Below are 16,466 nucleotides of genomic sequence, written 5' to 3'. Positions count from 1 at the left end.
GAGCCCGTACACACAGCCATGGACGCGATCAACCCCGCGACGGGCGAACGCATCGCGACGTACGAGCCCGACTCGGCGAGCGAGGTCGAGGACGCGCTGACCCGGGCCGACGAGGCGTTCGCGGACTGGCGCGAGCGACCGATCCGCGAGCGCGAACAGCTGCTCGCCGACGCCGCCGAGGTGCTCCGGGCGAACAAGCGCGACTACGCCGAGTTGATGACCGAGGAGATGGGCAAACCCGTCTCGCAGGCGGTCTCGGAGGTCGAGAAGTGCGCGTGGGTCTGTGACCACTACGCCGAGCATGCGGGCGCGTACCTCCAGCCCGACGGCCACCCCAGTCCGCCGGGGGCGGACGTGGAGACCGTCTACGAACCGCTCGGACCGGTACTGGCGGTGATGCCGTGGAACTTCCCGTTCTGGCAGGTGTTCCGCTTCGCCGCGCCGTACCTCACGGCGGGCAACGTCGGCCTGCTGAAACACGCCTCGAACGTCCCGGGCTGTGCGGAGGCGATCGAGGACGTGTTCCGTCAGGCGGGCTACCCCGAGGGGGTGTTCCAGACGCTCCTGATCGGCTCCGACGAGGTGGACGACGTGCTCGCGGACGACCGCGTGCGCGCAGCGACGCTCACGGGCAGCGGCCCGGCCGGGCGCGCGGTCGCGTCGACGGCCGGCGAGAACCTCAAGAAGACCGTGCTCGAACTCGGCGGCAGCGACCCGTTCGTCGTGCTTGACGACGCCGACCTCGACGAGGCGGCCGAGACCGGCGCGTGGGCGCGCACCCTCAACGGCGGCCAGTCCTGTATCGCCGCCAAGCGGTTCGTCGTCCACACCGACGTGTACGACGCGTTCGTCGACCGACTCGTCGACGAGGTGGCGTCGCTCACCGTCGGCGACCCGACCGACGAGGACACCGAAGTCGGACCGCAGGCCAGCCCGGACCTGCTGGCCGATCTCCACGAGCAGGTCCAGCAGTCGATCGACGCCGGCGCGACCGTGCTGACCGGCGGCGGCCCGATGGACCGCGAGGGGGCGTTCTACGAGCCGACGGTGCTCGCGGACGTGCCCGCGGGCTGTCCCGCCGACAGCGAGGAGCTGTTCGCCCCGGTCGCCGCGGTGTTCGAGGTCGAGGACGAACAGGCGGCGATCGAGAAAGCCAACGACACCGAGTTCGGCCTCGGCGCGAGCGTCTGGACCGAGGACCGCGAGCGCGGTCGGCGTGTCGCCCGGGAGATCGACGCCGGCTGCACGTACGTGAATCAGTTGGTGAAGTCCGACCCGCGGGTCCCCTTCGGCGGCGTCGGTATTTCGGGGTACGGCCGCGAGCTCTCGGAGGCCGGTATCAAGGAGTTCGTCAACCGCAAGACGCTCTGGGTGGAGTAGTCGCCGCCATCCGGCGTCCCACACCCCCGGGCAGTCCGTCGGTCGGCGGCGGTTCAGTCGAGTTCGAACGTGATCCGCTCTTCCTCGCTGCCTTTGGTCTCTCGACCCGTCACGGTCACCGCGCCGATCTCCTCGGTGTTCGAGACGTGGGTGCCCGCGCAGGCGGTGCGGTCGAACGGCTCTTCGTCCACGCCGCCGATCTCGACGATCCGGATCTCGGTGATCGAGTCGGGCAGCAGCGAGAGGCGCGTGCGCTCCGGATCCAGTTCCGCCTCGGCGGTCTCGCGGTCCAGCACGTACCACTCCACCGGGCGAGCCTGTTCGACCAGTTCGTTCATCCGGGCCTCGACGTGTTCGAGTTCGTCGTCGTGGAAGCGCTCGTAGGCGCAGTCCAGCGTCGCCTTGTGGGATCGAACTTGATTCCCGGTCGTCTCGGCGTCGTACTCCTCGAGCAGCAGCGCCGACAGCAGGTGCTGGGCCGTGTGGTAGCGCATGTGGCTGTCGCGGCGCTCCCAGTCGAGTTCTCCCGTGACGGTCGTGCCGGCCTCGGGGAGTTCGTCGCCGTCGACGCCGTCGCCCGGTTCGAGGTAGTGGTGGATCCCGTCGTGTTTCTGCACGTCGACGACCTGCCACTCGCGGCCGTCCTCGGTGCTGATCGTCCCGTGGTCGGCCGGCTGGCCGCCCCCCTCGGGGTAGAAGTGGGTCCGGTCGAGCACGACGCGGTCGTCGCTCACCGTCCGTTCGACGGTCGCCTCGAACTCGTCGACGGTGGAGTCCTCGAGGTAGAGTTGCTCGGTCATGTGGCTGGGCAGCACCTCGGGCCACCTAACGGTTCGGACACTGGCGTGTCCGACAATCGCGAGCGGGCGAGAGGAGAACTCGAGACGGCGTGTTTGCCCGTCCCGCAACGACTAAGAGCGAAACGGCCGTCCTCTCCGATAATGAAACACGAACGTCGTACGACCGAACCCGGGGGACCAGCATGGGCGTCGAGATAAGGGACGCGCCCGTCTCCGCCGAGGAGTTCGCCGCGATGGAGGAGTTCGTCCACGACTACCTCGCCGCCAGCGTCGAGAGCGAGGACGACGGCGGTCGGATGCGCTGGTACCCGTGGCACTCCGCGGAGTACCGCTTCAACCACATCCGCAACGTCGTCGAGATCGCGAGCGAGATCGCGGCGGCCGAGGGGGCGAACGTCCACGTCGTCCGCGTGGCGGCGGTGTTCCACGACGTGTCCAAGCTCGAAGCCGAGCAGGACCGCCACGCCGAGGCCGGCGCGCAGGTCGCTCGCGAGTACCTCCAGAGCCGGGGCGACTTCCCGGACTCCTTCATCGACGAGGTGTGCAACGTCGTCGCGGATCACTCCTACCAGGGACCGCTCTCGGACGTGTCGCTGGAGACGCAGTGCCTGATCGAGGGCGACGTGTTGGATAAGGTCGGCGCCAACGGCACCGTCCTCATGCTCCTCAGAATGGGGTACGAGGCGCGCACACACATGGACGCCGCGGAGATGGTCGACCGCGTGCTCGAACGCGGGCAGGAACACTGCGACCGCGTCGAGAGCGACACCGCCGAGTCGATCGGCCACCAGCGGCTCAAGCGCGTGAAGTGGTTCCGCGAGTGGCTGGAGGAGGAGGTCGCCGGCATCAGCGCGGAGAGCCGGGAGATGGAGTTCTGAGCCGGCGGTCGGCGGCTCAGAGCGTGTCCAGCACGTCCAGCACCGCCTCCTCGTTCTCCCGGCCGGGGTCGTGCTCGCTCCCGTCGCGATCCGAGTCCCGGTGTTCCGCGACGGTTCGCGCCATCGCGTCGGAGAGCGGCGTCGACTCCCAGCCCAGATCCGCCAGCTTCTCGGTCGCGAGCAGGTGCGGGTAGTCGCGGTAGAGCACGAAATCCGCCGGTTCGAGACCCGCGGCCGCGAGCTCGCGCTCGCCCGCGTGGACGACCTCGATCTCGGTGTCCATCGCGTCGGCGATCAGTTCGAGCATCTCTTCGAGGGTGACCGCCCGACGGTCGCCGACGTTGTAGAACTCCCCGGGCTCGCCGTCCTCGGCGACGATCCGGAGTGCGCTGGCCACGTCCTCGACGTACGCGCGGTGCCAGATGTTCTGCCCGTCGCCCGGGACGACCACGCGGTCGTGGCTGTCGACGCGATCGAGCCAGTAGTCCAGCCGCTCGGTGTAGTCGTACGGTCCGTAGATGATGCACGGACGGACGGACATCGCGTTCACGCCGTCCTCGGCGGCCGCGACGATCTCGCGGTCGCCCTCGGCCTTGCGGTTGCCGTAGGTCTCCCCGGAGTCGTCGACGGCCTGTTCCTCGCTGCAGGGGCGCATCGGCGTCGACCCCTCGCGTTTGGGAATCTCCTCCGCGCCGTAGGCATCGCCCGAGGAGATGTAGACGTAGCCGTCGACGTCCGCGAACACGTCGGTCGCGATCGCCACGTCCGCGGGGTAGTAGGCCACGCAGTCGATCACGATGTCAGGCTCGACTGACAGTTTCGCGGCCTTGAGGTCGGTGTCGTCCCGGCGGTCGCCCTCGACGTGGTCGACGCCTTCGCGGTCGGCGAAGGGGTTGTCGTGGTTGCCGCGGTTGAAGATCGTGACGTGGTAGCCGTGATCGAGCAGCTCCTCGACGGTGTGGCGGCCGACGAACCGGGTGCCGCCGATCACGAGCGCCGTGTCGGACATGGGTCGGCGTTGGTGGGGGGAAAGGAAAGCGTCCCGGAAGCCGGCCAGTCGTTCGCACGATCCGGCGGCGACGGCCTCCGACCGCCCCGAACGCACGACAGCCGCCGTTTTCTTGGTTCATGCTATCAAACAACAGGAACATGGGGGCGAACACGTACACGCTGGTCGTTCGGGAGGCCAGCAGCCACGACGCCGTCGACGTCGACATCCTCGACGAGGACGGGTTCGTCGAGACGGCGAGACAGTTCAGCTACGGCGATTACGGCGTCTACACCGAGCGCGAGGACGACCGACCGGACCGCATCGAGGAGGAGTTCACGGTCGAGGCCACCAGCGTCGACGTCCGACTCGACAGGGACGGCCACACGTTCGCGTTCCGGGCGATCGTCGACGACGAGGAGGCTGCCCGCGTCGAGGTGTCCGACGCCGACTGGGGCCTGCACGCCTGATCGGGGTCCGGCTGCCGGCCCGCCCGGCTCAGACGCCCTGTCCCATCAGGTGGCTCCGGAGCACGTCCGGCGCCTTCGTCGCCGCCTCGGTGTTCAGGACGACCGCCTCGTCGTCCTCGCCGAGCGTCCCGTCCTCGGCGAGCGCCCACAGCCCCGCCGCGGCGACGCCGCCGGCGAGCCCCACCTCGACGGTCTCCGTCGACGCCACCGCGACCGCGCTCTCCAGCGCGTCGGCGTCCTCGACGGTTAGCGCGTCGCCGCCGACCTCCTCGAGCGCGGCGAGCGCGAGATCGCCCCCCGGCGGGTCCGCGACCTCGAGTTCGCCGACGATCGTGTCCGGCGTCTCCCACGGCTCGGTCGCGATCTCGTCGCCGTCCCACGCGGCCGCGATCGGCGCACAGCCGGCCGCCTGCACCGCGTACACCGTCGGGAGCTCGTCGATCAGCCCGAGCTCGCGACACTCCTGGAACCCGTCGACGACGCCCACGACCAGTTCGCCCGTCCCCGCGGGGAGCACGACCGCGTCCGGCGTCTCCCAGCCGCGATCCGCGAGCAGCTCGTAGGCGACCGTCTTCAGCCCGTCGTGGCGGAACGGCGACGCGAACGCGCCCAGATCGACGTACTCCGACTGGAGCTCCTCGGCCAGCGCGTCGACCGCGTCCCCGAGCCGACCGGGGACGACCTTCATCTCCCCGCCGTGGACGTTCACCATCGCTTTGTTCGAGAACGGCGAGCGCGTCGGCACGAACGCGTACGACCGGAGATCGACCTGTCCCGCGTACGCCGCCATCGACTGGCCGGCGTTGCCCGGCGACGCGCAGGCAACGAGATCCGCGCCGGCGGCGTCGGCGGCGGTCACGGCCGCCGAGAGCCCGCGGTCCAGCACCGAGCCCGTGGGGTTGCGCGCCTCGTCTTTGATCTCGACGCCCGCGAGGCCGAGCTCGTCGGCGACTCTGGGGGCGTCGACGCTGGGGGTGCCGCCCTCCGCGGCCGAGAGCGCGTCCGCGGCCGAGAACGGCAGGACGGCGTCGCGATCCCACGCTCGCGGGCCAGCCCGGACCGTGTCCGGGTCGACGCTGTCGAGGTCGTACTTCGGGACCCGTGGCGCGCCGCAGTCCGGGCAGGGCCCGGCGCCGGCGATCGCTTCGGGGTCGGCATCCTCGACGGCGAGGCTGGCGTCGCAGTCGGTGCAGGCGAGTCCGACGAACGCGTCGCTGAACATGGTCGGAAGAAGGAACGGCGTCGGGAAGGACCTGCCGGAACGGTCCGCTCTCGCTGTCGGCGGTTCACTGACTCCGGCAGGCCTTTAGCCGAACCACTCCAACCCCGAGGTATGACTGGTGTGCGCGTGGCTGGCGTGGGGCTCACCCATTTCGGCTCGCACCCCGACCGGACCGGCCGCGACCTGTTCGCCGAAGCCGCGCTGAACGCGCGGGCGGACGCCGGCGTCCCGCTGGACGACGTGGAACAGCTGAACGTCGGCAACTTCGCCGGCTCGCTCTCGGAGGGGCAGGGCCACATGGCGCCGCTGTTGGCGGAGGCTGCCGGCCTCGACTGCCCGGCGACACGGTACGAGGAGGCGTGTGCCTCCGCAGGCGTCGCCGTCCGCGAGGCAGTCCGGACCGTCCGCTCGGGCGAGGCCGACGTGGTGCTCGCCGGCGGCGTCGAGCGAATGACCAACCAAGACACCGCGGAGGCGACGGAGGCGCTGGCCATCGCCGCCGACGAGCTGTTCGAGGTCCGCGCCGGCGTCACCTTCCCCGCGGCGTACGCGCTGATGGCGACCGCCTACGGCGAGGCGTTCGACGTCGACGAGGACGACCTCCGGACCGACCTCGCGAACGTCGCCTCGAAGAACCACGACCACGCGATCCCCAACGAGTACGCCCAGTACCAGCGCGAACTCACGGTGCAGGAGGCGCTGGACGCCCCGCCGGTCGCCGAGCCGCTGGGGCTGTTCGACTGCTGTCCGATCACCGACGGCGCCTCCGCGATCCTGCTCGTGAGTGAGGCGTACGCCGCCGAGCACGACCTCGACGCGAACGTGGCCGTGGTCGGCACCGGACAGGGCACCGACCGCATGGCGCTGCAGGACCGCGACCACCTCGCCCGCACGCCCGCGGCCGACGACGCGGCGGCGATGGCGTACGGCGAGGCCGGGATCGACGCCGGCGACGTGGACGTGGCGGAGGTCCACGACTGCTTCACGATCGCGGAGGTGCTCGCGATCGAGTCGCTGGGGCTGTACGAGCCGGGCGAGGGGCTCGGCGCCGCCCGCCGCGGGGAGACTCGTGCGGACGGCGAGACCCCCGTGAACCTCTCCGGCGGGCTGAAGGCCAAGGGACACCCCGTGGGCGCGACCGGCGGCTCGCAGATCGCGGAGATGACCAGACTGCTCCGCGGCGACCACCCCAACAGCGACGCAGTCGCGGACGCCGACGTGGGCGTCACGCACAACGCGGGCGGCACGGTGGCCTCTGCGGTCGTCCACGTGCTGGAGGTGGCGGAATGAGCGACGCGGGCTTCGACGAGTGGCTGCACGCGTTCGTCGCCGACGACGGCTACTACCTCGCGTGCGAGAACGGCCACGGGCTGCTGCCGCCGCGGCGGATCTGCCCGGACTGCGGGTCGACGGAGTTCACCGAGGAGGCGCTGCCCGAGACGGGGACGGTCGAGACGATCACGACCGTCCACGTCCCGGCGCCGGCGTTCGAGGCGGACGCGCCGTACGACACCGCGGTCGTCGACTTCGGGCCCGCGCGGGTGACGGGGATCGTCGTCGACGCCGAGCCGGGAACCGTCGGGATCGGTGACGAGGTGACCGTCGACGTGGGCGCGAGCGAGACGACCGGCGCGGACGTGCTGGTGCTGCGGCCGGCCTGATCGGTATTTGGGGGTTGATGTTTCGGTTTGTGTGTCGCGTCGGTCGGAAGGGCGACGTTGGCTCGATCGTTGGTGTTTGGGACAGTAGCTGCGGTTCGATCGTTGGCAACTGAGACAGCATCCGCGACAGCAACAGCATCTCGGTGCGAGACCACTTGCGACCGCACCGCCCCGCACAGCCCTCACCGCTCGCGGGTCGCTCCGCTCCCCGCTCGCTTCGAGGCGGTTTGCCTCGCTTTCGGCGAGTTTTCCCGCCTCGCTCCCTCCCCAGCCGACTCGTTCACTCCCTTCAGTCGTTCACTCGTCCCTCGCGCCTGCTCGTCCACGGAGGGACTCGCGCTTCGCGCCGACAACGACCGCGGTGCGGTCGCGGTGGACGCCGCGCGCTCGCCAACGGTCGGCGAGCGCGGGGGGAGGGGTGGGGACTCCGGGCTGCGCCGGGCCTCGTGCCCGGCGCACTGCGGTCACAAGTGGTCAGCGACCGAGATGCTGTTACGGTCGCAGTTGACGACAAACGAAACACTATCGCGGTCGCTGTCTCAACCCCCGAACCACTGACCGAAAAGCGAGATCACACTGTTGACGAACGGGAACGACGGCGCGGCTACTCCTCGTCCGACTCGTCGTCGTCGGCCTCCGACTCTTCGTCTTCCTCCGTTTCCTCATCCGACTCGTCGTCGTCCGCGTCCGTTTCCTCAGTCTCCTCGGTATCCTCGTCCGTCTCTTCATCACCATCCTCGCTCGGATCGTACTCCCGAATCACCGAGAAGTCGTCCGGAAGCGTTCCCTCCAGCACGTACTCCAGGAACGCGTCGGCGCGCTCGACGTGGGGCAGGAGCTTCGCGCGGTCGAACACGAGCAGTTCCGCGCCCGCGGCGCGCGCGAGCTCCTCGCCCTGCGAGACGGGCGTGAGCTCCGTCTCCCGACCCCAGACGATCGTCGTCGGCACGTCGAGATCCGCGAGCGTGCCGCCGAGGTCGAGTTCGCTGTCGAGATCGCCCGCGAGGAACGCGGCGGGGGCGAATCGAGCGTTCTCCTGGTGGGCGGTCCGCCACTCGTACTCGGCCCACTCCTCCTCGGGACCGTCCGGGTCGGCGTAGCCGTGGTCGGCGTTGAAGTACTCGATCGCGGGCTTGGAGCTCACGGCGTTGAACAGCGCCTCGCCCACCAGCGGCGCCCGGACCAGTTCGCGCACCCACGTCCCGCCGCCGGGACCGGTCGTCGTGGTCGGACAGACGAGCACGAACCGCGAGACGGGGACCGTTCGGGCGGCCGCGACGGCGTAGGACGCCGAGAGCGAGGACGCGATCACCGCGGGGCCGCCGGCGTCGCCGAACTCGTCGAGGAACGCCTCGACGAACGCCTCGTACAGCGTCGCGGAGTAACGGATCGGCGGCCGGTCCGAGCGGCCGTACCCCGGAAGGTCCGGGGCGATCACGTGGTACTCCTCGCTGAGTTCGTCGAACACGCCGCGCCACTCGCCCGAGGAGCCGGCGGCGTTGAGCCCGTGGAGGAGGACGAGATCGGGGTCGTCCGGGTCGCCGGCCTCGGTGTAGGCGACGTTCATCCCGCGCCAGCGGTAGGTGCGCTGCATCCCGTCGAGCGCGGGCGGGAGGTCGCCGGCGTCGCGTCGGAGGAGGGCGTTCCCGGCGGCGGCGGCGCCGATACCGAGAGTCACGTAGCTGAGGGCGCGTCGGAGTTTCATTCAGTCTCGGTTAGGAGTCCCGGCGGCTTAACTCCACAGTTCTCGGGCCACCTCGTCGCCGCCACCGGGGATCTTTTGCCGCGTCGAAACGTATCGTTCGACATGCTGAGCGACGCGATGGAGGACTACTTGAAAGCCATCTACGTCATCCAACGCGAGGAGGGTGCGCCGGTCTCCACCTCGGCGGTCGCGGAGTATCTCGACAAGACCCCGCCGACGGTGACCAGCATGATGGAGAAGCTGGCCGATCGGGGGCTGATCGACCGCGAGAAGTACAGCGGCGTCGAACTCACCGACGAGGGGCGGACGGTCGCGCTCGAGGTGATCCGGCACCACCGCCTACTGGAGGCGTACCTCGCCGAACACCTCGACTTCGACTGGTCGGAGGTCCACGACGAGGCCGACACGCTGGAACACCACATCAGCGAGAACCTCGAACGGCGGATGGCCGAGGCGCTGGGTGACCCAGCGGTCGACCCCCACGGCGACCCGATCCCGACCGAGACGCTCGACCCCGTCGACGAGGAGGCCGGCGAGCGCCTCACCAGCTTCGCGGAGGGCGACCGCGTCGTCGTCTCCCGAGTTCCCCATCGCGACCGCGAGGAGCTCGACTACCTCGCCGAGGCCGGCCTCACGCCCGGAACCGAGATCGAGATCGTCGACGTGGCGCCGTTCGGGATGGTGACGGTCCGCCTCGACGACGGCACCGAGCAGAGCCTCCCGCAGGAGGTCGCCGACGCCATCCGCGTCCGGGCTGCGATGGGCGAGGTCGCCTGAGCATGGCCGGCGCGCTCGCGCTCCCGCTGCAGTCGGGGCTGGACGCGGTGATCTCGCGGTACTCGGGCTACGGGCCGCTCGGGGCCGCCTTCCTCGCGAACCTGCTCGCGACGTTCGGCGACAAGGGCCAGCTCGTCGTGATCACGCTCGCGACGCGGTACGACGCCAAGGCAGTGTTCTTCGGCGCCATGGGCGCCTTCACCCTCTGGTCGGCGCTGGAGGTCGCGTTCGGCCAGTACGTCGTCGCGGTGCTGCCCGCGAGCGTGGTCACCCTGATCACCGGCGGACTGTTCGTCGTCTTCGGCGTCTGGACCGCCCGCTCGGCGGCGAAGGGGCTCCGCGACGGCGACCGGTCCCGGTCGATAACGTCCGGCACCGGGCTCGACGTCGGGATTTCCGGACGGCTCGTCCCGGACGCGCTGCTCGTCCGGGTGGGGAGCTACGGCGGCCTCCTCACCGGCTTCCTGTTCGTGCTGTTCGCGGAGTTCGGCGACAAGACCCAGCTGCTGACGATCAACCTCGCGGCGACGTTCCCCGACGCGCCCGTCTCGGTGTTCGTCGGCGTGATCGGCGCGCTCGCGCTCCGGACGGGCGTCGATGCCGTGATCGGCGGGAAAGTCGAGGCGGTGCTGCCGACCGCGTACATCGAGGCCGGCGCCGCCGTCGTGTTCCTCGCGTTCGGCGCCGTCGTGCTCGGCGCGCCGACGGTCGTGCTGTACGCCGCGATCGCGGCGCTGGTGGTGGCCGCGGTCGTCGGCGTGCTCCGGCGCCGCTGAACCGGGCGATTTTTCGCATTTTCGGCCCTTTGTCTCCTCGTGTTCGATCTCGTCCCGTCGCTCGTCGCCGGCGCCGCGTTCGGGCTCGCGCTCGCGGCGCCGCCGGGCCCGATGAACGCCGTGATCGCCGAGGAGAGCGTGCTCCGCGGCTGGACCGCGGGCGCGAAAGCCGGGCTCGGCGCGGGGCTCGCGGACTTCGTGTTCTTCCTGCTCGCGCTCGGCGGCGTCGTCGGCATCGTCCAGCAGTACCCGACCGCACAGGGAGTCATGTTCGGCGTCGGCGGGCTGCTGATGTGTTACTTCGCGTACGGCGCCGCAACGGGAGTCAAGGAGTCGTTCGCGCCGTCGTCGGTCGAGGACGAGGCTGATCGCAGCGAGACTGGATCGACTGAACCGCCGCTCGCCGACGGCGAGTCGACCGGGTTCCGCCGCGCGTTCGTGCTCGCGCTCACGAACCCCTACCAGATCCTGTTCTGGCTGACCGCCGGCGTCGGGCTGCTCGACCCCGGGACGCTCGACGTGCTGGCGGTGCTCCCCTTCGTCGGCGAGACGCTCACCGGTGTGTTCGTCGTCGAAACGGGCAGCCCGGCGCTGATCGTCGGCCTGTTCGGCGGCGTCGCGCTCTGGCTGGTGAGTTTCCCGGCTGCCCTGGTGCAGGCCGGCCGCCGTGTCGACTCCTTCGCCCCCGCGGTCGCCGCCGTGAGCGCGCTCGTGCTCGCCGGCTTCGGGGTCAGCTTCCTGTTCGAGGCGTGGCGGGTGCTGGCCTGACCGGGCGCCGACTGACGAACCGCTTTTCACCGCCGCACCCGACCACCGGAGCATGTTCGACAAATCGACGTGGATCCGGCTCCCCCGGAACGTCGTCGTCGGCCACGGGACGCTCGACGAGCTCGGCGACGCCGTCGGCGAGCTCTACCTCTCGGGCACGCCGCTGATCGTCACCAGCCCCTCGCCCAACGAGATCGTCGGCGACCGCGTCCGGGAGCAGCTCCCCGGCGCGGAGACGGTGATCGTCGCCGAGGCGGGGTTCGAGCAGGTCCAGAGCGTGATCGACGCCGCCCGCGAGGTCGACGCGGGCTACCTCGTCGGCCTCGGCGGCGGCAAACCCATCGACACCGCGAAGATGGCCAGCGACGAGCTCGACGTGGGGTTCGTCTCCGTTCCCACGGCCGCGAGCCACGACGGCATCGTCTCGGGCCGCGGGTCGATCCCGGAGGGCGACACGCGCCACTCCGTCGCCGCCGAGCCGCCGCTGGCGGTCGTCGCCGACACCGACGTGATCGCCGACGCGCCGTGGGAGCTCACGACCGCCGGCTGTGCGGACATCATCTCGAACTACACCGCGGTCGCGGACTGGCAGCTCGCCCAGCGCCTCAAGGGCGTCGAGTACTCGGAGTACGGCGGCGCGCTGGCCCGGATGACCGCGGAGATGCTCGTCGACAACGCCGACCTGATCCGGCCCGGGCTGGAGGAGTCGGCGTGGATCGTCGTGAAGGCGCTGGTCTCCTCGGGCGTCGCGATGTCGATCGCGGGCTCCTCCCGTCCCGCCTCCGGCGCGGAGCACCTGTTCTCCCACCAGCTCGACCGGATCGCGCCGGGGCGTGCGCTCCACGGCCATCAGGTCGGCGTCGGCTCGATCATGACCGCCTACCTCCACGACGGCCCCGACGGGCTGTGGCAGGACATCCGGGCCGCGCTGGAGAGCCTCGACGCGCCGACGACGGCCGACGATCTCGGGGTGAGCGAGGCCGAACTGCTGGAGGCGCTCACGACCGCCCACGAGATCCGCGACCGCTACACCGTACTGGGCGACGGGATCACGGAGAAGGCGGCCCGGGACGTGGCGGAGACGACGGGCGTCATCTGAACCGACCTTTTGCTTCGCTCGCTCGTTTCACTCGCTCGCTGGCAAAAGCTCGACCAAAAGCCTGCGTCAGGGGCTTCGCCCCTTCCTTGGCCTCGCGCTCACGTCCGTTCGCGCGAGTGAACCGACGGCCCGGACCGTTCCGGCGGAAGGGACAGAACCGCGTCGCTCGTCGGTCTGAGAACGTCCCCGAGCGGGGAGCGAACGCTCGGGAACGAAGGAACGCCGCGCGGTCTGTCCTGGACCGCGCGGCGAGAGTGGTCGGAGAGGCCGGTGGCGCGCCGAGTCCGCCGCGCCGTGGGGGCCACCCCGTCGCGGCGGGAGCCGGCCCGTCCGACCGAGGACGGGTGCGTCGCCATCACCCGTACCCGCTGTTTCCGCGCCATCGGACATAAACCCCGGGACATCGCTCCGGCGATCCCGTACTGGAGGTCAGTGCTCGGCGTCGCGGATCCGTGCGGCGAGGTCGGCGGCCGCGTCGTGATCCAGATCCCCGCGGTCGAGCGCGAGCGAAACGTCGTCGCCCGCCGCGCGTGGCACGACGTGGACGTGCGCGTGTCGGACCGAGCCGACCAGCGGGCCGGAGGTGTAGAACACGCTGAACCCGTCCGGGTCGAGCACCCGCCGGAGTGCTCCGGCGACGGCGTCGACGGTTTTGAACACCGCCTTCCCCGTCTCGTCCGTCCCGAGTAGCTCCTCGCGGTGGGCTTTCGGGAGGACGAGCGTGTGGCCGCGCCGGGTGGGCATCTCGTCGAGGATCGCGAGCGTGTGTTCGTCGTCGTGAACGACGTGGGCGCCACGCTCCCCGGCGGCGATGGCGCAGAACTCACAGTCGGCCATGCCGACCGGTTCGAACGCCGGCGGCAAAACGTCTCGGCCGGAACCCGAACCACCTTGTCGCTGCGGCCCCACCGTCCGGCCATGCTGGAAACCCTCCGATCGCGCGCGCACGATCGCCCGCGGGCGACGGTCGCACTCCTCTCGGTGCTGGGCTACGGACTGGTGATCGGGACGTTCGCGGGGGCACTCCCCATCTACCCCGACCTCACGAACGCGCAGGTGAACCTGTTCTCCCACGCGATCGCGGGGATCAACACGGTGGCGACGGTGCTGCTCGTCCTCGGCTGGAAGTGGATCCGCGAGGGGAACGTCGAGCGCCACCGGAAGGCCATGGGGAGCGCGTTCGGGCTGATCATGGTCTTTCTCGTGCTGTACCTCTGGAAGATCGGCGGCGGCGGGACGAAGGAGATGGTCGGCGCGCCCGACCCCGTCTACTACGCCTACCTGCTGATGCTCGCGATCCACATCATCCTCTCGGTGGTCGCGGTGCCGGTCGTGCTGTACGCGCTGGTGCTCGGCCTCACTCACTCGCCGCGGGAGCTGCGCGAGGAGACGCCCCACAAGCGCGTGGGGCGGGTCGCCGCCGGCTCGTGGATCCTCTCGCTGTCGATGGGGGTGTTGACGTACGTGCTCCTCAACTGGGTGTACAGCTACGAGTTCACCGCCGGTACCGGGATGTAGGCGCGTGCCCGCGGCCGCGACCGAACCGTTCAACCCCGGGGGAACGGAACGGCGGGTATGGGCGAGCCACTCGAACCACGCCGCGCACAGGCGGCCGAACTGATCGACCGCCTCGAAGCCGAGTACCCCGACTCCACGATCTCGCTGAACTTCGACACGCGACTCGAACTCCTGATCGCGGTCGTCCTCTCCGCGCAGTGTACCGACGAGCGCGTCAACGAGGTGACCGACGACCTGTTCGAGAAGTACGAGTCCGCCGACGATTTCGCCGCGGCCGACGAGGAGGAGCTGGCCGACGACATCTACGGCATCACGTTCCACAACAGCAAGGCGGGCTACCTGAAGAGCATCGGCGAGACGCTCGTCGCGGAACACGACGGCGAGGTACCGGACACGATGGACGAGCTGACGGAGCTCTCCGGCGTCGGCCGGAAGACCGCCAACGTGGTGCTGCAGCACGCCCACGACGTGGTCGAGGGGATCGTCGTCGACACACACGTCCAGCGGATCAGCCGCCGACTCGGGCTAACCGAGGAGGAACGGCCCGAGGCGATCGAGGAGGACCTCCTCGACGTGGTGCCCGAGGAACACTGGCAGCAGTTCACCCACCTGTTGATCGACCACGGGCGCGCCGTCTGTACCGCCCGCAACCCCGACTGCGGCGAGTGTGTGCTGGCGGATATCTGCCCGTCCGCGAAGGGCGACAGCGAGATCGACCTCGCCAGCGGCGAGGCGTGGTGAGGAACGGCCACCACGGTTTTTGCTCGACCGACGCAACGACGGGGTATGAGTGACGAAGACCACGGGATCGACGTCGAGGAGGACACCGATCTGGACACCGCCGACGACGCCGAGCAGTCCGCGCCCGACGAGGTCGAGGAGGAGAACCCCGACCGGGAGCCGGGCCGGGACGACGCCGACAGCCAGGTCCGGGAGACAGAGGCCGAACAGCAGGAGAACCCCGACAACCACCGCGACGAGGAGCCGTTCGAGAGCTAGCCGCGGTCGTCGCGTTTTTCGCCGGCGTCAGAGCACGTAGTCCATCAGGTACCGCACGATGCCGACGAGGTACGCGAGGATCCAGAGGATCAGGTAGCCGAACACGCCGATCCGGAGCCGTCGGCGCCACGCGCCCATGTTCTCGTGGAGCTCGCCGATGTCGGCCTCGGGGTCGGGGTTGCGGTAGAGATCCGCCTGCCGCTTGGCTTGGAAGATGCGGACGATCCCCGTGAGCGCGAGCACGAGCAGCGCGTACGCTTGCAGGCCGAAGAAGGCGTGCAGCGCCGCGAGCCCGCCGAACTGCTCCGCCAGTCGCGGGATCATCCACAAGACCATCGGCGCCGTCGTCAGCACCAGCCCCGTGACCACGAACTTCAGGTGGTGGAGCAGTCGCTCCCACGTCATCACCTCCGTCTCGATGGCGTACCACGCCCCGTAGAGGAAGAAGGGGAGACTGATCGTGACCGACAGCGCGGCGAGCGTCGCCGCGGTCGATTCGGAGACCATCTCGTCGACGTTCGCGGCGCGTCCGCCTAAAAGGAGCGACTCCGGCGCGTCGTCGTCGGGGCGCTCGCGAAGCGCTTAACGGCGCGCCAGTCCAACGGTCGCTATGGCCGACCCCTCCGAGGACGAGGCTGCGGAGCGGGCACGCGCGGACGACGCCGAGAGCGGCGACGCCGCCGAGTCGACCGACCTCGAGGCGCTCCGCGAGGAGGTCGAGCAGAAGTACGACTTCGACGACTTCGGCCCCGCGGACATGGCCGAGATGGAGCGCGAGGAGTGGGAGGCGGCGTTCGACCACGACACGTGGATCACCGGCGCGGAGCTGATCGACCGAGTCGAGCAGGATCTGGAGAACCGGATCGCGACCCGCGAGGTGTTCGCGCGGCTCGAACGCCATCCCGGGGCCGAGGGTGATCGACTGCTCGCCTACTCCGACGAGGGGTACGCGATCGTCAACCCCGACGGCAGCGTCGAGGGCGAGGGGACGGTGCTCCGGGACGTCGAGCCGACGGTCGCGCTCTGCTCGATGGCGGAGTACGAGGTGCCGACGCCGCCCGAGGATCCGAGCCTCCCCGACCCCGAGGACGTCGAGTCCGGGTCGGGCGAGCTCGGCAACACGATGCTCCAGCTGGTCGCCGCGGCCCAGATCCTCGCCGGACTCGGGCTGGTCGTCGGCTCGCTGCTGTTCGACCTCCAGCCCGACGTGCCACAGGGCGGCGTGGTCGGCCCGGCAGTCGGCATCCTGTTCGCCCTGATCGGCGTGTTCCTGTTCACCGTCGTCGCGAACGCGCGGCTCTCGGACCGGTTCCGTGCCGCGGAGTACCGCGACCGGCTCCGCGCCGTCGACGAGGCGGGCGAGCGGCCGGAGTTCGTCCCGCAGTTGAGCGACGAGCCCGACGAGGACGGCGGCGACTGAGACCC

The 16,466-nt window shown here is 70.2% G+C and carries 19 protein-coding genes; 13 read left to right on the top strand and 6 right to left on the bottom strand.

Annotated elements, in window-relative coordinates; all coding sequences use genetic code 11:
• Positions 1–18 precede the first annotated feature (18 nt).
• Complete coding sequence (locus ACQUSM_RS05970) at positions 19–1,380, top strand: NAD-dependent succinate-semialdehyde dehydrogenase (RefSeq protein WP_435116725.1); 1,362 nt, start codon at positions 19–21, stop codon at positions 1,378–1,380.
• A gap of 53 nt (positions 1,381–1,433) precedes the next feature.
• Here ACQUSM_RS05970 and ACQUSM_RS05965 read toward each other — a convergent pair whose 3' ends face one another.
• Entirely contained in the window at positions 1,434–2,180 is a 747-nt protein-coding gene (locus ACQUSM_RS05965; RefSeq protein ID WP_435116723.1) for an alanyl-tRNA editing protein, read from the bottom strand.
• 182 nt (positions 2,181–2,362) lie between these two features.
• Here ACQUSM_RS05965 and ACQUSM_RS05960 point away from each other — a divergent pair, with 182 nt between their 5' ends.
• Positions 2,363–3,058, top strand: a complete 696-nt coding sequence (locus tag ACQUSM_RS05960) for an HD domain-containing protein (RefSeq protein ID WP_435116721.1) — start codon at positions 2,363–2,365, stop codon at positions 3,056–3,058.
• 16 nt (positions 3,059–3,074) lie between these two features.
• Here ACQUSM_RS05960 and ACQUSM_RS05955 read toward each other — a convergent pair whose 3' ends face one another.
• On the bottom strand, positions 3,075–4,067 hold the full coding sequence (locus tag ACQUSM_RS05955; protein ID WP_435116719.1) for an NAD-dependent epimerase/dehydratase family protein: 993 nt from the start codon (positions 4,065–4,067) through the stop codon (positions 3,075–3,077).
• A gap of 140 nt (positions 4,068–4,207) precedes the next feature.
• Between ACQUSM_RS05955 and ACQUSM_RS05950 the strand changes: the two genes are divergently transcribed.
• Entirely contained in the window at positions 4,208–4,516 is a 309-nt protein-coding gene (locus ACQUSM_RS05950; RefSeq protein ID WP_435116717.1) for a hypothetical protein, read from the top strand.
• Between the two features lie 28 nt (positions 4,517–4,544).
• On the opposite strand, the gene ACQUSM_RS05945 is transcribed toward ACQUSM_RS05950, so the two are convergent.
• The gene (locus ACQUSM_RS05945; protein WP_435116715.1) at positions 4,545–5,738 is read right to left on the bottom strand and encodes a pyridoxal-phosphate dependent enzyme; all 1,194 of its coding nucleotides are present in this window, start codon (positions 5,736–5,738) and stop codon (positions 4,545–4,547) included.
• Between the two features lie 111 nt (positions 5,739–5,849).
• Here ACQUSM_RS05945 and ACQUSM_RS05940 point away from each other — a divergent pair, with 111 nt between their 5' ends.
• Positions 5,850–7,028 carry a thiolase C-terminal domain-containing protein gene (locus ACQUSM_RS05940; protein WP_435116713.1) on the top strand — a complete coding sequence of 393 codons (1,179 nt, stop codon included), beginning with the start codon at positions 5,850–5,852 and terminating at the stop codon, positions 7,026–7,028.
• The gene (locus ACQUSM_RS05935; protein WP_435116711.1) at positions 7,025–7,399 is read left to right on the top strand and encodes a Zn-ribbon domain-containing OB-fold protein; all 375 of its coding nucleotides are present in this window, start codon (positions 7,025–7,027) and stop codon (positions 7,397–7,399) included. Before ACQUSM_RS05940 ends, ACQUSM_RS05935 begins: the two co-directional genes overlap by 4 nt.
• 604 nt (positions 7,400–8,003) lie before the next feature.
• Here the strand turns inward: ACQUSM_RS05935 and ACQUSM_RS05930 are convergent.
• Positions 8,004–9,104: an alpha/beta fold hydrolase gene (locus tag ACQUSM_RS05930; protein ID WP_435116709.1), complete on the bottom strand. Its 1,101-nt coding sequence runs from the start codon at positions 9,102–9,104 to the stop codon at positions 8,004–8,006.
• 102 nt (positions 9,105–9,206) lie between these two features.
• Between ACQUSM_RS05930 and ACQUSM_RS05925 the strand changes: the two genes are divergently transcribed.
• From ACQUSM_RS05925 to ACQUSM_RS05910, 4 genes are read left to right on the top strand one after another with little or no spacing between them, the layout of a single operon-like run.
• Positions 9,207–9,881, top strand: coding sequence for a metal-dependent transcriptional regulator (locus ACQUSM_RS05925; RefSeq protein WP_435116707.1), 675 nt, complete (start codon positions 9,207–9,209; stop codon positions 9,879–9,881).
• A 2-nt stretch (positions 9,882–9,883) separates the two neighbouring features.
• Positions 9,884–10,657 carry a TMEM165/GDT1 family protein gene (locus tag ACQUSM_RS05920; protein WP_435116705.1) on the top strand — a complete coding sequence of 258 codons (774 nt, stop codon included), beginning with the start codon at positions 9,884–9,886 and terminating at the stop codon, positions 10,655–10,657.
• A gap of 39 nt (positions 10,658–10,696) precedes the next feature.
• On the top strand, positions 10,697–11,425 hold the full coding sequence (locus ACQUSM_RS05915; protein ID WP_435116703.1) for a LysE family translocator: 729 nt from the start codon (positions 10,697–10,699) through the stop codon (positions 11,423–11,425).
• A 52-nt stretch (positions 11,426–11,477) separates the two neighbouring features.
• On the top strand, positions 11,478–12,524 hold the full coding sequence (locus tag ACQUSM_RS05910) for an NAD(P)-dependent glycerol-1-phosphate dehydrogenase (protein ID WP_435116701.1): 1,047 nt from the start codon (positions 11,478–11,480) through the stop codon (positions 12,522–12,524).
• Between the two features lie 429 nt (positions 12,525–12,953).
• Here ACQUSM_RS05910 and ACQUSM_RS05905 read toward each other — a convergent pair whose 3' ends face one another.
• Entirely contained in the window at positions 12,954–13,361 is a 408-nt protein-coding gene (locus ACQUSM_RS05905; RefSeq protein ID WP_435116699.1) for an HIT family protein, read from the bottom strand.
• A gap of 81 nt (positions 13,362–13,442) precedes the next feature.
• Here ACQUSM_RS05905 and ACQUSM_RS05900 point away from each other — a divergent pair, with 81 nt between their 5' ends.
• From ACQUSM_RS05900 to ACQUSM_RS05890, 3 genes are read left to right on the top strand one after another with little or no spacing between them, the layout of a single operon-like run.
• Positions 13,443–14,042 carry a DUF420 domain-containing protein gene (locus ACQUSM_RS05900; RefSeq protein WP_435116697.1) on the top strand — a complete coding sequence of 200 codons (600 nt, stop codon included), beginning with the start codon at positions 13,443–13,445 and terminating at the stop codon, positions 14,040–14,042.
• Between the two features lie 57 nt (positions 14,043–14,099).
• Positions 14,100–14,783: an endonuclease III gene (nth, locus tag ACQUSM_RS05895; protein WP_435116695.1), complete on the top strand. Its 684-nt coding sequence runs from the start codon at positions 14,100–14,102 to the stop codon at positions 14,781–14,783.
• Positions 14,784–14,828: 45 nt separating this feature from the next.
• The gene (locus ACQUSM_RS05890) at positions 14,829–15,041 is read left to right on the top strand and encodes a hypothetical protein (protein ID WP_435116693.1); all 213 of its coding nucleotides are present in this window, start codon (positions 14,829–14,831) and stop codon (positions 15,039–15,041) included.
• Between the two features lie 27 nt (positions 15,042–15,068).
• Here the strand turns inward: ACQUSM_RS05890 and ACQUSM_RS05885 are convergent, their stop codons facing one another.
• Positions 15,069–15,548 carry a DUF7321 family protein gene (locus ACQUSM_RS05885; protein WP_435116691.1) on the bottom strand — a complete coding sequence of 160 codons (480 nt, stop codon included), beginning with the start codon at positions 15,546–15,548 and terminating at the stop codon, positions 15,069–15,071.
• Positions 15,549–15,651: 103 nt separating this feature from the next.
• On the opposite strand from ACQUSM_RS05885, the gene ACQUSM_RS05880 reads away from it, so the two are divergent.
• Positions 15,652–16,461, top strand: a complete 810-nt coding sequence (locus tag ACQUSM_RS05880) for a DUF7319 domain-containing protein (protein ID WP_435116689.1) — start codon at positions 15,652–15,654, stop codon at positions 16,459–16,461.
• The last annotated feature ends 5 nt before the right edge of the window (positions 16,462–16,466 follow it).

Source organism: Halolamina sp. C58, from assembly GCF_051195095.1.
Classification (GTDB): domain Archaea; phylum Halobacteriota; class Halobacteria; order Halobacteriales; family Haloferacaceae; genus Halolamina.
The sequence above is the reverse complement of the archived record's forward strand: the minus strand, read 5'-3'. Positions and strand labels throughout refer to the sequence as shown.

What these genes read in the sequence shown, in the direction of transcription:
- ACQUSM_RS05890 (WP_435116693.1), top strand. Translation starts at nt 14,829, where the DNA reads ATGAGTGACGAAGACCACGGGATCGACGTCGAGGAGGACACCGATCTG.
- ACQUSM_RS05905 (WP_435116699.1), bottom strand. Translation starts at nt 13,361, where the DNA reads ATGGCCGACTGTGAGTTCTGCGCCATCGCCGCCGGGGAGCGTGGCGCC.
- ACQUSM_RS05935 (WP_435116711.1), top strand. Translation starts at nt 7,025, where the DNA reads ATGAGCGACGCGGGCTTCGACGAGTGGCTGCACGCGTTCGTCGCCGAC.
- nth (WP_435116695.1), top strand. Translation starts at nt 14,100, where the DNA reads ATGGGCGAGCCACTCGAACCACGCCGCGCACAGGCGGCCGAACTGATC.
- ACQUSM_RS05920 (WP_435116705.1), top strand. Translation starts at nt 9,884, where the DNA reads ATGGCCGGCGCGCTCGCGCTCCCGCTGCAGTCGGGGCTGGACGCGGTG.
- ACQUSM_RS05930 (WP_435116709.1), bottom strand. Translation starts at nt 9,104, where the DNA reads ATGAAACTCCGACGCGCCCTCAGCTACGTGACTCTCGGTATCGGCGCC.
- ACQUSM_RS05970 (WP_435116725.1), top strand. Translation starts at nt 19, where the DNA reads ATGGACGCGATCAACCCCGCGACGGGCGAACGCATCGCGACGTACGAG.
- ACQUSM_RS05880 (WP_435116689.1), top strand. Translation starts at nt 15,652, where the DNA reads ATGGCCGACCCCTCCGAGGACGAGGCTGCGGAGCGGGCACGCGCGGAC.
- ACQUSM_RS05945 (WP_435116715.1), bottom strand. Translation starts at nt 5,738, where the DNA reads ATGTTCAGCGACGCGTTCGTCGGACTCGCCTGCACCGACTGCGACGCC.
- ACQUSM_RS05950 (WP_435116717.1), top strand. Translation starts at nt 4,208, where the DNA reads ATGGGGGCGAACACGTACACGCTGGTCGTTCGGGAGGCCAGCAGCCAC.
- ACQUSM_RS05960 (WP_435116721.1), top strand. Translation starts at nt 2,363, where the DNA reads ATGGGCGTCGAGATAAGGGACGCGCCCGTCTCCGCCGAGGAGTTCGCC.
- ACQUSM_RS05940 (WP_435116713.1), top strand. Translation starts at nt 5,850, where the DNA reads ATGACTGGTGTGCGCGTGGCTGGCGTGGGGCTCACCCATTTCGGCTCG.
- ACQUSM_RS05965 (WP_435116723.1), bottom strand. Translation starts at nt 2,180, where the DNA reads ATGACCGAGCAACTCTACCTCGAGGACTCCACCGTCGACGAGTTCGAG.
- ACQUSM_RS05955 (WP_435116719.1), bottom strand. Translation starts at nt 4,067, where the DNA reads ATGTCCGACACGGCGCTCGTGATCGGCGGCACCCGGTTCGTCGGCCGC.
- ACQUSM_RS05910 (WP_435116701.1), top strand. Translation starts at nt 11,478, where the DNA reads ATGTTCGACAAATCGACGTGGATCCGGCTCCCCCGGAACGTCGTCGTC.
- ACQUSM_RS05925 (WP_435116707.1), top strand. Translation starts at nt 9,207, where the DNA reads ATGCTGAGCGACGCGATGGAGGACTACTTGAAAGCCATCTACGTCATC.
- ACQUSM_RS05885 (WP_435116691.1), bottom strand. Translation starts at nt 15,548, where the DNA reads ATGGTCTCCGAATCGACCGCGGCGACGCTCGCCGCGCTGTCGGTCACG.
- ACQUSM_RS05900 (WP_435116697.1), top strand. Translation starts at nt 13,443, where the DNA reads ATGCTGGAAACCCTCCGATCGCGCGCGCACGATCGCCCGCGGGCGACG.